This is a genomic window from Croceitalea vernalis (assembly GCF_031846405.1).
GTDB lineage: Bacteria > Bacteroidota > Bacteroidia > Flavobacteriales > Flavobacteriaceae > Croceitalea > Croceitalea vernalis.
On record NZ_JAVRHU010000002.1, the window covers coordinates 381,054 to 395,469 of the forward strand.

A 14,416-nucleotide genomic window follows, 5' to 3' on the forward strand; every position below is an offset into this window, starting at 1 on the left:
GCTGTTTTCTAATAAGCTTGTAGCGCTTTCAATGATTCCTCAAAGCGTTGTTTTGGTAAATACTCATTCTCTAAATTTTTAGCGAACGGCACGGGAGTTTCTAAACTTGCCACACGCTTAATGGGAGCATCTAAATATTCAAAACAGTGCTCTGTTACCTGAGCAGCTATATCGCTCGCGACACCGCCAAAAAGACTGTCTTCTTGCAGAATAATGAGTTTACCTGTTTTTTGTACCGATGCGTATATAGCGTCCCAATCCAGAGGTTGCAAGGTTCTTAAGTCAATTAGGTCGGCTTCTAGTTCTGGCATCTTCGTCAAGGTTTCCAAAGCCCAATGAACTCCTGCTCCATAAGTGACAATGGTTAGGGCTTGACCTTCTTTTATTAGGCTGGCTACCCCGAGTGGTAGGGTGTAATAATTCTCTGGAACATCACCATAAATACTTCTATACAAACCTTTATGCTCAAAAAACAATACAGGATTCGGATCATTAATAGCAGTAGTTAAAAGACCTTTAGCATCTATTGGAAAAGCTGGATACACCACTTTTAAACCAGGGGTTTTAGTAAACCAGGCTTCATTTGTTTGCGAATGAAAAGGTCCGGCACCAACACCACCCCCACAAGGCATTCGAATGACCACATCAGCATTTTGACCCCAGCGGTAATGTACTTTCGCCAAATAATTTACCACTGGGTTAAATCCAGAGCTAACGAAATCTGCGAACTGCATTTCAACCACAGCCTTCATGCCATTAATGGATAGTCCCATCCCGGCAGAAACAATGGCCGACTCACAAATTGGAGTGTTGCGCACTCTTTGCTTCCCGAATTCTTTGACAAAGCCTTCTGTGATTTTAAAAACTCCCCCATATTCCGCTACATCTTGCCCCATAATTACAAGATTGTCATGTGTAGACATCGCCTGTTTTAAACCTTCAGAGATAGCATCAACAAAGCGTATATTTTTTGTTTCTTTATTAGGTTTAACATTTTTATAATCAAATGATTGGTATACATCTTCTATTTCTTTAGATGAACTAGATTCCATTGGGCTTTCATTAAAAGCTTGTTCCAAATTTGTATTGATTTCATCTGTGATTTTTGACCTAAGAGCTTCAATTTCCTTTTTTGAAAGTAGTTCTTCGTCTAAAAGAAAATCTTCATAATTTGAAATAGGATCTTTTTTGGCCCATTGCTTCATTAATTTCTCAGGAACATATTTGGTGCCACTCGCCTCTTCATGCCCGCGCATTCTAAAGGTTTTAAATTCTAATAATACCGGTCTTGGTCTTTTTCGAAGCGCTTTACAAAGCTCATTTACTTTTGAATAGACTTCAAGAATATTATTACCGTCTATAATGCGACTCTCCATTCCATACCCCTTTGCACGATCCACCAAATGCTCACAGTTATACTGTTCTTTAGTGGGGGTTGATAGCCCGTATCCGTTGTTTTCAATACAAAAAAGAACAGGTAGATTCCAAACTGAGGCAACATTTAAAGCTTCATGAAAATCACCTTCACTTGTTGCCCCTTCGCCCGTAAAAACAGCAGTTACTCTTTTCTTTTTTTTGATTAAATCGGCTAAGGCAATTCCGTCTGCAACACCCAGTTGAGGACCTAAGTGTGAAATCATTCCCACAATCTTGTGCTCTTGTGAGCCAAAATGAAAGCTTCTGTCGCGACCTTTAGTAAAACCACTTGCTTTGCCTTGCCATTGAGAAAACAATCGATTTAAAGGGATTTCTCGTGTTGTGAAGACGCCTAGGTTTCTATGCATGGGAAGAATATACTCTTCGCTTTTTAAGGCTGCGGTGACACCAACGGAGATGGCTTCTTGGCCAATGCCGCTAAACCATTTTGAAATTTTTCCTTGACGAAGTAAAATTAACATCTTCTCTTCTATCATTCTAGGCTTAAGCATTAGTTCATAGAGCCTTAAAAGAGTGTCCTTATCAAAATCACCTACATGATATCGCATAAATACTATTTTCTACTTGCTAAAAGTAGTAAAAAAGCTAAGCAAGATGCTATTCAGAATAAAAGGTTAATGAAGATTGTTTAAATTTGAATGCTTAAAATCTTTTTCATTATGAATGCCATTCCAAGTGTAAATCTAGAAGACTTTATATCAAATAATCCGGAACGTAAATCCAAGTTTATTCAAGACATTGGAGGAGCTTTTGAGAATATTGGCTTTGTTGCCTTAAGCGGACATTTTCTTTCTGATGAATTAGTGCAACAATTATATGATGAAATTAAAAAGTTCTTTGCTTTACCTCAATCTAGTAAGGATTCTTATGAAATCCAAGGCATAGGTGGCCAACGCGGTTATACTTCATTCGGAAAAGAGCATGCTAAAGGTAAAAAAGAAGGAGATTTAAAAGAGTTTTGGCATTTTGGTCAATATGTGGAAGAGAATCCAAAGTTAGCTCAAGAATACCCAGCAAATGTCATGGTTAATGAGTTGTCTGATTTCAATAGTGTGGGTGAAGAAACCTATAAAATGCTTGAAAAAACTGCTAAATATGTGCTTAGAGCCTTAGCCTTGCATTTAGATTTAGAAGAAACTTATTTTGATGAGTGGATTAAAAATGGCAACTCTATTCTACGACCTATTCATTATCCACCAATAACAAAAGAACCGCAAAACGCGGTCCGTGCGGCTGCACATGGTGATATCAATTTGATTACCCTTTTGATGGGTGCTCATGGTAAAGGGTTGCAGGTAAAAAATCATGAAGGAGAATGGATTGATGCCATTGCACAACCGGATCAATTAATGATAAATGTTGGTGATATGCTTTCACGATTAACAAATAACCAATTAAAGTCAACCATACATCAAGTGGTGAATCCTCCAAAAGAATTATGGGGAACTTCAAGGTATTCTATTCCTTTTTTCATGCACCCAGTAAGTGAAATGCCATTAAACTGTTTGGAACACTGTGTTACTAATGAGAATCCGAAACAATTTGAAGATATTTCTGCCGGTGAATACTTAAATGAGCGTTTAATTGAATTAGGATTGGTAAAGAAATAGGGAATGGACATTAGCGATCAATTAAAAAATCTTTTTCCCGACCATATACCTGAAGAAAATCCTATTGATAAAACGGAGAAACCTAATTATTGGATGCAAGAAGCCCCGATCATTTGTAAGTATGAAAAGCGCAAAGGAAAACCTATTACAATTTTAGAAGGTTATACCGGAGCCGATGCTGATTTTAAGAAACTTGCTAAAGAAATTAAATCCCTTTTAAGCGTTGGAGGCAGCTATAAAAATGATACTATCATTATTCAGGGGGATTATCGAGATAAAATTATGAACTTCTTAAAAAGCAAAGGATTTAAGGTGAAACGTGTTGGTGGATAAGGGATTAAGGGTTGCTTAGGTTTTAGGTTTATTCGACGAACTGTTAAAATCACCGATTAACTACACACGTTTTTAGCTAATAATTTTTGTTTTTTTTGTTTAAAGCTTACATTTAGAGCTTCTAACCAACGAAAACTCAACTGAAAATGAAATCACTGTTGCATATTACCAACGGGGACAGTTTCACAAGTAAGCTTAAATCGCTCCCCCTTAAAGGCGATATCATCACCTGGAGAGAAATGCTCTGTGAAGGTAAAACGCTCTGTAATGTTGGGAGTGAAACCTTCTGGAAAACTCGTTTCGAATTTCTCAACAAAAATTACAAAGTTTCTAAGTCTTGGTTCGTTGAAAAGACCTTGAAAGAATACCGTTCGCTTTGTAATCATAAGCAGCAAGACCAAATTGTTTTGTGGTTTGAATATGATTTGTTCTGCCAAATAAACATGTTAGCAGTTTTAAGTTGGTTAAAGACTCATAGACGTCATGCGGAGATTTCCTTAGTATGTAGTGGTAAAGAAGATCATACCGATAAGCTCTATGCCTTAGGTGAGCTTAATGACGAGAAATTGTTGTCACTTTATGAGAATCGTATCATTCTAACACAAGATGATATTGAATATGCCGATTATGTTTGGCAATTGTATTGTAGTGATAATCCTATTAGATTAGAGAATTTAACTGATTTTGAAAATTATCAGTTCGATTACCTCTCAGACGCAGTTGCAGCCCATTTGAAAAGATTCCCAAGCATAAAAACTGGTTTAAACGCAGTTGAAACTAGTATGCTGAATATTGCAATGAATCAAAAACCAAAGAATAAAAAAGAATTTTTGCGTGATATATTGACTACGCCAAACCTTTATGGGTATGGTGATACGCAATACCAACGTTTGCTTACATCTATAAGGCCTTTGTTTTCATCTTTTAGCCCAGTTAGGTTATCTAAAACCGGAAAAGAGGTTCTTGCTGAGAAAACGAATTATTACGCTTATTTGCGTGAAAATGATGCTTTCTTAGGAGGAGCACAGAAATACAATTTCTTATACAATACGGCGACCGACAGAATTTTAAAATTATAATATGCCCATAGCAGAGTCAGAGCTGATTCTCAATGCTGATGGGAGTATTTATCACTTAAATCTTTTACCTGAAGATGTAGCCGACACTATAATTACGGTTGGTGATCCGGACCGTGTGCCTGACGTCTCTAAATATTTTGATTCCGTTGAATTAAAAAAAGGCAAACGTGAATTCATTACCCACACCGGGGTTTTAAATGGTAAACGAATCACTGTAATTTCTACGGGTATTGGAACCGATAATATTGATATTGTCATCAATGAATTAGATGCCTTAGTCAATGTTGATTTGATTTCTAGAAAAGTAAAACCCACTAAAAAGAATTTAAATATTGTCAGAATCGGAACCTCAGGAGCGCTACAAAAAGATATTCCCGTGGATTCCATAATACTATCCAAAACCGCAATTGGTTTAGATGGTCTTTTACATTTTTACCAAAGTCAAAATACCCAAAATACTGCACTTGTTGAAGCCTTATCGAAACACTTAAACTGGGGTCGTTATAAGATTCACCCGTATGGGTTTAATTGTGATGAAAATTTAGCTCAAACCTTAATGGGAAATCATATACGATTAGGTATAACCATCACCAACGCTGGTTTCTACTCCCCGCAAGGGAGACAAATTAGATTAGAGCCTAACCTCACGGATTTTCATAAAAAGCTACAGAGCTTTGTCTTAGAAGATGAAAAATTGACTAATCTTGAAATGGAAACAGCTGGCATTTATGGTTTGTCAAAATTACTAGGGCATAAGGCCGTTTCTATGAATGCGATTTTGGCCAATAGAGCGACTGGAGCATTTTCAAAAGAGCCAAGTAAAACCGTTGATTCCTTAATTAAGTATTGCTTACAACAATTGACTTAACATTAGCTTTAACTTGCTGGTAATTCTAATAACTATTTTTGGGAAAATGTAGTTATGCAAAATAGAAAACTTAAAAACCGTGATGTCAATTGGTTGTATTTTAATGAGCGTGTTTTGCTCGAAGCTGCTAATAAAACCACCCCCCTGCTCGAACGCCTCAAGTTTTTAGCCATATTCTCGTCTAACCTTGATGAGTTTTTCAAAGTTAGGATCTCGCAGTTGAGACAATTAAAAGCTGTCGATAAAGAATTAAGAAAAAAACTGGTTCTCAAAGCTAATAAGAAGTTGAAGTTTATTTTGGCTAAAGTTTCTGAACAACAAAATCAATTCGGAAAGATTATTAAAGATACTTTAACGGAGCTTAGACAACATGATATATACATTAGAAATAACAGTGAACTTAATCAAGACCAGTTAGATTTTCTAGATACTTTTTTTGATACTTCAATACTAGCGCATTGCAAAACGATTGATATCGATAGCCCAGCTGATTTAAAAGATGGGCATTTGTACCTTGTTGTTCAAATTAAATCAGATGATTTTGATGTCATTGAAATTCCGACTAAGGAATGTTCAAGGTTTATTCAAATCCCAGGAGCGGGAAGTAATTTTATCTTTTTAGATGATGCCATCAGACTTAATTTACACAAAATCTTTCCGGGGAAGACTGTGATTAATTCTTATGCTATCAAATTATCTAGAGATGCTGAACTCTATTTAGAAGATGATTTTACGGATGCTGCCTTAGTCGAAAAAATATATCAATCTCTAGGCAAAAGAAAATCGGGACAACCTACCCGTTTATTGTATGATATGAACATGCCAACGGAATTGCAAGATGCCTTAAAAAAGCAATTAGACATCAGTGATGTTGATATGTTCTTAGGAGGGAAATATCACAATATGTCTGACTTTTTTGGGTTTCCAACCCCTGAAAATAGTACTGAATTGCAATATTTACCAAAACCACCTTTAAGGCACCCTTCCTTATCTCTAACTAAGAATATATTTAAAGTTATTGCGAAAAAAGACCAATTGGTCCATTTTCCATATCAAGAGTTTGAAACGGTGGAGCGTTTTATAAATGAGGCCGCTTCCGATGATACTGTTTCCAGCATAAAGATGTCTTTATATAGAATTGCAAAAACGTCAAAGCTTACAGACTCCATTTTAAAAGCCTTGGAGAACGGAAAAAAAGTGCTATTGTTCGTTGAAGCGCAAGCACGTTTTGATGAAGAAAACAATATAAAATGGGGTAGAATTTTTGAAGATAAAGGTGCGACTGTTTTATTCAGTGTGCCAAACATCAAAGTGCACTCAAAGATTGCCTTGGTAGAGCGACTCATAGATAACAAAATCGAACGTTATGCGTATATCGGTACAGGAAACTTTAACGCAAAAACAGCAAAGTTATATTGTGATCACGGATTGTTCACTGCTCATCATAAGATAACAGAAGAGCTATCACAAGTCTTCGGCATTCTTGAACGCAAGCTTATAATTCCAAAACTGAAATACCTTCTCGTATCTCCATTTACTACACGTAGTACGTTATTAGAACTGATTAAAAATGAAATCGACAATGCAAGACAGGGTAGATTAGCAAAAATCACCCTTAAGATGAACAGTTTAGAAGATTCTAAAATGATTTCAGCACTATATGAGGCCAGTGAGGCAGGGGTAGAAATACGTTTATTAGTGCGCGGTTTTTGTTGCCTGACACCCAAAAATGAGTCTGAATTACTTCTAGGAGAAAAACCAATTTATATCACCAGTATCGTAGATCGATTTTTGGAGCATGGCAGAATCTATGTTTTTGAAAACGGAGGCAAAGAAATCATGTATATTGGTTCTGCGGATTGGATGACACGAAATTTAGATAAACGCATTGAAGTATTGACCCCTATTTTAGATAAGGACATTTTCAAGGAGTTAAAAGATATTCTAGAAATTCAACTTGCCGATAATGTAAAAGCCCGTATTTTAGATATTGAAGACTCTAACACTCGGGTAAAGAAAGAACCCAATGAAAATTCGATACGCTCGCAATATGCGATATATGATTATTTGAAAGATAAACTTCATGAAAAAAGTTAATATTATTGGTGTACCTGAACATTTCAACTTACCATGGCATATGGCAATCAATGATGGTGCTTTTGAAGATCGCGGTATTGAATTAACATGGACAGATATTCCGGAAGGTACGGGGCGTATGGCCAAAATGTTGGCAAATCAAGAAACAGATTTGGCCATAATATTAACTGAAGGTCTCATAAAAAGTATTTCAGAAGGTAATCAGAGCCAAATTGTTCAAGAATATATTTCTTCACCGCTTCTTTGGGGAATTCATGTAGCTTATAACAGTTCTTATCAAAGCCTTGATGATTTAAAAAATACTAAAGCTGCAATAAGCCGAATAGGAAGCGGTAGTCATCTTATGGCATTCGTTAATGCTCAGAATCAAAATTGGGAAACAACTAATTTACAATTTGAGATCATTAACAATTTAGACGGTGCCGTAGAAGGATTGACGAATGGCTCAGCAGATTATTTTATGTGGGAACGTTTTACCACCAAACCATTAGTAGACAATAAAACCTTTAGAAGGCTTGATGACTGCCCTACTCCATGGCCCTGCTTTGTAATTGCTGCTACTGCCAATTTTATAAAAGAAAAGAAATCAGTTCTTGGTCATATTATTGAAGTAATACATACCTATACTTCAGAATTTAAAATGATTCCTAGTATTGATAGAACTATTTCGGTAAGGTATGAGCAACAAATTAACGATGTAAGGGATTGGCTTTCAAAAACCGTTTGGGGCCAGAAACAAGTAACAAAAGAAGACGTAATGAAAGTTCAGAATAGATTAAAATCTTTGGACTTGATTGCTGAAATTAAATCAAGCGAGCACTTTTTAATGAGTTGATTACGAAAAGTGTTTGTTAATGAGGTTACGAAAAATTAAATCGGATAATGGTTTTTGAGCAGTATCAGAGACATTAGGGTTTTGAATAGCTTTCGCAACAACTTCGTCGGTATCTACTGCCGTTAACATGACAATGACAATCTTCTTCCTTATTTTTTCATCAATCTTTTCCTCAAAGGTATCTAGAAACTCCCAACCATTCATAACTGGCATATTAGTGTCTAGCACCAGTAAACATGGCGTTATATCTTCAGCATTTAGCAATAAGAACTCTATAGCTTCTTTGCCATTCAATGCAATATTCACCTCGCAATTAGCGTCAAGTTGATTTAAAAAAAACTTATTTAAGAAATTGGTCGTATCGTCATCATCAACCAATAAAACTGTTTTTAATCTCCCCACCAATTAAAATTTTATAACCTAATACTTTTCAAACGTAGTATTTTTCTTATTGTTTTAACAAGATTAAAAAAAATATAATTCACCAACTTATTAACGTTTTGTCCATTTTGGTCAAAAGTTCGTTGGTTTTACTAAAATGCTTGTTACCAAACCAGAACCCTCTATTAGCGCTTAAAGGTGATGGATGACCTGAAGTAAGAACATGGTGTTTGCTCACATCAATAAGATTAGACTTCTTTTTTGCAAATCCGCCCCACAATAAAAATATGATACCCTCGGCCTGAGAAGAAAGTTTTTGAATAGCTGCATCTGTAAATTGCTCCCATCCTTTTTTTTGATGACTTCCGGCTTCGTGAGCTCGAACGGATAGTGTTGCATTTAAAAGCAGTACTCCTTGTGAAGCCCATCGTTCTAAATTCCCACTTTGAGGATAAGGAATACCAAGGTCTGTCTCGATTTCTTTAAAAATATTAACTAATGAGGGAGGATGCTTTATATGCTCTTGAACCGAAAAACATAAACCATTGGCCTGATTTGGCCCATGATACGGGTCTTGCCCTATAATAACTACTTTAGTTTCTAAAAAAGGACAGTGGTCAAAAGCAGCGAAAATAGCTTTTCCTTCAGGGTAACAGGTATGTTGTTCGTACTCCTCTTTTACAAATTCAGTAAGCCCTTTAAAATAGGGTTTTTCAAACTCTTCTTTTAATTGGTTTTGCCAAGATGGATGAATGTAGACCTTCATGAAATCTTATTTCAACAAATTTAATCTTTGGTTTCATTTATTCTTGAATTCCCAAATAAATTCTAATACATTAGAGTATCCTATTAAAAAACCAACTATGCAAATAGCATTTCAAACCGTTTATTTAAAAAAATTATACCCCTTACGAATTAGTCGTGGGGTACGCGATGGGCAATCTAATTTATATATTTCGGTAACTGATGGTGGACATACCGGTTGGGGCGAAACTTCTCCAGGTATTTCAGAGGGCGCTGGTACTCCCGAGGAAGTCCAGCAACAAATCGAATCTTTCCTGGCTACCAACCCAAACTTAAGTGCTCCTTTTGAAACCTATGATGCAGGCATCGCTTATGGTCTGGCGCCTTGCGCTTTAGCTGCTCTCGATATTGCTTTATGGGATTTGTTGGCTAAAAAAGCAAACATGCCTTTGTACCAATTACTAGGTTTTCCAAAACCAACAAAAGCAACATCAATAACCCTAGGTATCATGACACCCGAAGAAGCAAAGGTTAGACTCCCATTAATTTTAGAAGATATGGGTATCAGCACATTGAAAGTAAAACTGGGGAATAACGATGGTATTCAGGCGGATAAAGCGATGTATAATGAAGTGCTGGCTTATCATAAAAAAAATCCTATTGCGATTCGTGTTGATGCCAATGGAGGATGGTCTTTAGATGATGCTAAACATATGATGCAATGGCTTTCGGAAAGAGAGTGTGGTTATGTAGAACAGCCCTTAAAAGAGGGTCAAGAAGATGATTTAGTTGAATTATACAAAGACAGACCTTTACCCATTTTTGTCGATGAATCTTGCCGGTTTGCTACGGATATTCCCAAATGGGCCAATGCCGTAGATGGCGTCAATATGAAACTAATGAAGTGTGGTGGAATTTCTGGAGCTTTACGCATTATTTCCACAGCTAAAGCCTTTAAGTTAAAAACCATGATTGGTTGTATGGGAGAATCTTCAATTTCAATAGCAGCTGGGGCAGCCGTTTCTGGTGTATTAGATCATATTGATTTGGACTCGCATCTAAACTTGAACCCTGATCCTTGTGAAGGAGCTCCATTAATAAACGAAATTACAATGCCTAAAGATGTTCCTGGGCATGGTGGACAATTCAAATCTTAAATCCTAAAATATGTTCGTTTCTTCAAAAAAAATGTGCATTTATATGGAAGGTGCACTTGATAATGATTCTGGTAAAATGGGCTTTGGCCTAATGCGATTTTCAAAACACCCCATTGTAGCGGTGATAGATTCTAAATTTGCAGGTATGACAGTTCGTCAAGCTGTTGGCCTACCTTATGATATTCCTGTGTTTGGGGCAGTTGAAGAGGGGGTAAAACAAGGTTCCGAAATTATTGTTTTGGGTATTGCTCCTTCTGGCGGGCGTTTTCCTTCAGAATGGGATGAACCTATTTCCACTGCTTTAAAATCAGGGCTTTCATTAATCAATGGATTACATGACGATTTAAATGCACGGTTTGGGCATTTACTCACCAATAAAGAGCAAATTATATGGGATGTTCGTAAACCAGCAGGGGCTTACCCTATTGCTAAAGCTAAAGCGGCAGAACTAAAAAGTAAACGGGTTCTCATGATTGGTACAGATATGGCCGCTGGTAAAATGACCGCTGGATTGGAATTGTATGCGGCGTTAAAAGAAGAAGGTCTAAAAGTAGGTTTCGTTCCCACCGGTCAAATCGGAATTACATTAATGGGTAATGGCATTCCCCTTGATGCAATCAAAGTGGATCAAGCCGCTGGGGCAGTTGAGCAGGCTGTTTTAGAACAGTCAGATAAGGATATCATAATTATTGAAGGCCAAGGATCTTTAGCTCATCCTGGCAGTACGGCTACCCTGCCTTTACTTAGAGGTTCACAACCTACTCATATGATTCTATGTCATAAAGCGGCACATTCACATTTAAGATATCCTGTTTCCCACGTACCTATCCCGCCCTTGGATGAGTTTATAGGATTAAACGAGGCCGTAGCAAAAGTATGTGGCTCGCTACATACTGCAAAAACGGTTGGGGTGGCTTTAAATACAACAGGATTGAACGATTCTGAAGCAATGCAGAAAGTAGCTTATGCAGAAAAACTTACAGGATTACCGACTTCAGATGTTGTTCGGTTTGGAACCGATAAATTGGTGGAAGCCGTTTTACATTAACACATGATTTCAGAACTTCGACAGCTTCTTGAATTAGAATTCGGATTGAAAAATCCCTCAATAAAAAAAATAAATGGTTATGATAATGCCAATTATCGCGTTCAATCACAAGAAAAAAGCTTCGTTTTAAAAACCTACACTTTTGATGACGAATTGTTTGAGGTTTTAAAAGCTGAAAATGAAGTCTTGCTATTGCTGAATTCAGCAAACTCGGAGCGCTATCCCAAACCGATGTCTTTTAACGATAATCAGTATGTAAAACTTGTAAAGCTTAATGGTGAGAGAATTATTATTCGGATGCTGACATTTTTAGATGGTGTTTTTCTCGGTGACCTAGAGGCTAACAAGAAAGTTTATCAATCATTAGGTAGTTCTCTTGCAAAAATGAACCTAGCGCTATCCGAGCATTCTAATACCGCCTTAAAAGCTAGAAAATGGGAGTGGGATTTACAATATTTTGAGCTCAATAAAAAGTATTTAAATGCCATACAAAACACGAAAGACAGAAGCTTAGTCGCCTATTTTTTTAAACAATACGAAGTGCTGGTTACACCAGTTTTACCCGATCTTCGAAAACAAGTAATTCATAATGACGCCAATGAATGGAATGTTTTAACTGCGGCTGAAGCTGTAACTGGTTTTATTGATTTTGGTGATTTGGCATACGCTCCACTTATTAATGAAGTGGCTATTGCCATGACTTATGCCGCTTATGATAAAGAGAATCCCTTAGAATACGCTTCCATTGTTTTAGCTGCGTATCATGAGGTTGTTCCTCTTTTTGAAGAAGAGATAGCGCTGCTCTATTATTTGATAGCTGCAAGATTATGTACTTCGGTCTGTAATTCGGCTTACGCAAAACAAACGAATCCAGAAAACAGCTATGCTTCCATCAGTGAAGAAAACGCTTGGATAACCCTTGAAAAATGGATCGCCTTAAATCCAATACATGTAGAAAACACATTTAGGATTGCAGCAGGGTTTTCTCCAAAAAAGGCTATTTCCATCGATTTGGCACTAGAAAAAAGGTCAAAACATATTAGTTCCATTCTTTCTGTAAGCTATAAAAAGCCTATTCAAATGGAAAGTGCAGCATTTCAATACATGTATGATGTTCATGGTAATGTATTTTTAGATGCTTATAATAATATTCCCCATGTGGGTCATTCACACCCCAAAGTGGTTGAAGCTGGGCAAAAACAGATGGCAAAATTGAATACCAATACGCGGTATGTGTATGACTTACTAGCCATATATGCTGAAAAACTGGTTTCAAAATTTCCAAATAGCTTGAACAAAGTGTTTTTCGTGAATTCTGGCAGTGCAGCAAGTGATTTGGCAATTCGTATGGCTAAAACTCATACGGGTAAGTCTCAAGTTTTGGTTATGGAACATGGGTATCATGGAAATACCCAAACCTCAATAGACATTAGTGATTATAAATTCAATAATAAGAAAGGGCAAGGCCAAAAAGACTATATATTGAAGACCGCATTACCCGATGCTTATCGCGGAAAGCATGGGAACAATGGTCCATTGTATGTGAAAGATTTGCAACAGGAAATGTCTGGTCAATTAAATAATATAGCGGCCTTTATTGCAGAACCGGTTGTGGGTTGTGGTGGTCAAATTCCTTTAGCTAAAGACTATTTAAAACATGTATATCCTGAAATTCGAAAACACGGCGGGGTTTGCATAAGCGACGAAGTACAAACAGGATTTGGACGATTGGGCGATACATTTTGGGGATTCGAGTTGCATGATGTGGCACCTGATATTGTAGTTTTAGGGAAACCTATGGGTAACAGCCATCCGATTGGTGCAGTTGTGGTAACCGATGAAATTGCGGCTTCTTTTGAGAAAGGAGTGGAATTCTTCAGTAGTTTCGGGGGCAATCCTGTCTCATGTGCTATTGGTTTAGCGGTTTTAGAAGTTATCGATGAGGAGTCACTACAAGAGAACGCTAAAGAGGTAGGTGATTACTATCAACAAGAGCTTAAAAAGTTACAGCAAAAGCATGCAGTAATCGGAGATGTAAGAGGGTCAGGACTTTTTATAGGTATCGATATCGTTCATGCAGGAACCAAGAACACCAACTATGAACTGGCACAACATATAAAAAATGAATTACGTCAAAAGCATATATTGATCAGCACCGATGGACCGGATGATAGTGTGCTAAAAACAAAACCTCCTTTATGTTTTACTAAAGCTAATGTAGATACGGTTGTTAGTGCTATAAATACTATTCTTCTAAAAAATCAATTTTAACTAGAATACTTCTAATTTTACACATAAATCAAAAAAGATAATGGACAAATATTTGAAAATAGTTGTAATAATTCTAGTGTGTTTGATAAGCTGCAATGAAGACGAGGATGCAGATACTGGTGACCGCAGTGAATATAGATTTTTTCAAGATTCTAGCATATCGATTGGAGAATTTGATTTTGCACTTATTGCAAACGGAACAAATCTTGTTTTTGAATATTATTTCATTGCGGATGATGAACCAAACATAGCAGATGATGAATATTCTGAACGAATTATTTTTGAAATACCACCTAACCTAAACGAATTTTCGATTTCAGCCCCTGAACTATCCAATGCAAACACTTTTTTTGATAAATACTGTTTTTGCGTAATTGAAGGAAGTATTCCTGTTGAAGATGGCTCCATTACAGGAATAAAGATTGATGATACAACTTGGGAGATTACTATAGATATAGCTTTTGAAGATTTCGTAACTCAAACTAGAACTATATCTGAGCAATTTCAATTAGCTACGCGTTAGCACTATTACTTGCTATATTTGCATCGCTAGAAA

Annotated in this window: 13 protein-coding genes; 10 read left to right on the forward strand and 3 right to left on the reverse strand. The window is 36.7% G+C overall.

The window, feature by feature from the left end; all coding sequences use genetic code 11:
• Positions 1 to 8: 8 nt before the first annotated feature.
• The gene (locus tag RM520_RS08155) at positions 9 to 1,985 is read right to left on the reverse strand and encodes an alpha-ketoacid dehydrogenase subunit alpha/beta (RefSeq protein ID WP_311387648.1); all 1,977 of its coding nucleotides are present in this window, start codon (positions 1,983 to 1,985) and stop codon (positions 9 to 11) included.
• 111 nt (positions 1,986 to 2,096) lie between these two features.
• On the opposite strand from RM520_RS08155, the gene RM520_RS08160 reads away from it, so the two are divergent.
• The 6 genes from RM520_RS08160 (at position 2,097) to RM520_RS08185 (ending at position 8,259) form a co-directional block, all read left to right on the forward strand.
• On the forward strand, positions 2,097 to 3,047 hold the full coding sequence (locus RM520_RS08160; protein ID WP_311387990.1) for an isopenicillin N synthase family dioxygenase: 951 nt from the start codon (positions 2,097 to 2,099) through the stop codon (positions 3,045 to 3,047).
• Positions 3,048 to 3,050: 3 nt separating this feature from the next.
• A complete protein-coding gene (locus RM520_RS08165; protein WP_311387649.1) occupies positions 3,051 to 3,380 on the forward strand; it encodes a translation initiation factor in 330 nt (109 codons plus the stop codon).
• A 146-nt stretch (positions 3,381 to 3,526) separates the two neighbouring features.
• Complete coding sequence (locus RM520_RS08170; RefSeq protein ID WP_311387650.1) at positions 3,527 to 4,459, forward strand: DUF1835 domain-containing protein; 933 nt, start codon at positions 3,527 to 3,529, stop codon at positions 4,457 to 4,459.
• Between the two features lies 1 nt (position 4,460).
• Positions 4,461 to 5,327: a nucleoside phosphorylase gene (locus RM520_RS08175; protein WP_311387651.1), complete on the forward strand. Its 867-nt coding sequence runs from the start codon at positions 4,461 to 4,463 to the stop codon at positions 5,325 to 5,327.
• Between the two features lie 54 nt (positions 5,328 to 5,381).
• Positions 5,382 to 7,424, forward strand: a complete 2,043-nt coding sequence (gene ppk1, locus RM520_RS08180; RefSeq protein WP_311387652.1) for a polyphosphate kinase 1 — start codon at positions 5,382 to 5,384, stop codon at positions 7,422 to 7,424.
• The gene (locus RM520_RS08185) at positions 7,411 to 8,259 is read left to right on the forward strand and encodes a substrate-binding domain-containing protein (RefSeq protein WP_311387653.1); all 849 of its coding nucleotides are present in this window, start codon (positions 7,411 to 7,413) and stop codon (positions 8,257 to 8,259) included. The genes ppk1 and RM520_RS08185 overlap by 14 nt, the downstream gene beginning before the upstream one ends.
• On the opposite strand, the gene RM520_RS08190 is transcribed toward RM520_RS08185, so the two are convergent.
• A complete protein-coding gene (locus RM520_RS08190) occupies positions 8,260 to 8,661 on the reverse strand; it encodes a response regulator (RefSeq protein ID WP_311387654.1) in 402 nt (133 codons plus the stop codon).
• Between the two features lie 79 nt (positions 8,662 to 8,740).
• A complete protein-coding gene (locus tag RM520_RS08195; protein ID WP_311387655.1) occupies positions 8,741 to 9,406 on the reverse strand; it encodes a uracil-DNA glycosylase in 666 nt (221 codons plus the stop codon).
• Positions 9,407 to 9,503: 97 nt separating this feature from the next.
• Between RM520_RS08195 and RM520_RS08200 the strand changes: the two genes are divergently transcribed.
• The 4 genes from RM520_RS08200 to RM520_RS08215 are packed head-to-tail and all read left to right on the forward strand — an operon-like array spanning position 9,504 to position 14,383.
• Positions 9,504 to 10,541 carry a dipeptide epimerase gene (locus RM520_RS08200; protein WP_311387656.1) on the forward strand — a complete coding sequence of 346 codons (1,038 nt, stop codon included), beginning with the start codon at positions 9,504 to 9,506 and terminating at the stop codon, positions 10,539 to 10,541.
• Positions 10,542 to 10,551: 10 nt separating this feature from the next.
• Positions 10,552 to 11,589 (forward strand): N-acetyltransferase DgcN family protein, encoded by a 1,038-nt coding sequence (locus tag RM520_RS08205; protein ID WP_311387657.1) that lies wholly within the window; start codon positions 10,552 to 10,554, stop codon positions 11,587 to 11,589.
• 3 nt (positions 11,590 to 11,592) lie between these two features.
• Positions 11,593 to 13,860 carry an aminotransferase class III-fold pyridoxal phosphate-dependent enzyme gene (locus tag RM520_RS08210; RefSeq protein WP_311387658.1) on the forward strand — a complete coding sequence of 756 codons (2,268 nt, stop codon included), beginning with the start codon at positions 11,593 to 11,595 and terminating at the stop codon, positions 13,858 to 13,860.
• A gap of 40 nt (positions 13,861 to 13,900) precedes the next feature.
• Positions 13,901 to 14,383: a hypothetical protein gene (locus tag RM520_RS08215; RefSeq protein WP_311387659.1), complete on the forward strand. Its 483-nt coding sequence runs from the start codon at positions 13,901 to 13,903 to the stop codon at positions 14,381 to 14,383.
• Positions 14,384 to 14,416: the final 33 nt, after the last annotated feature.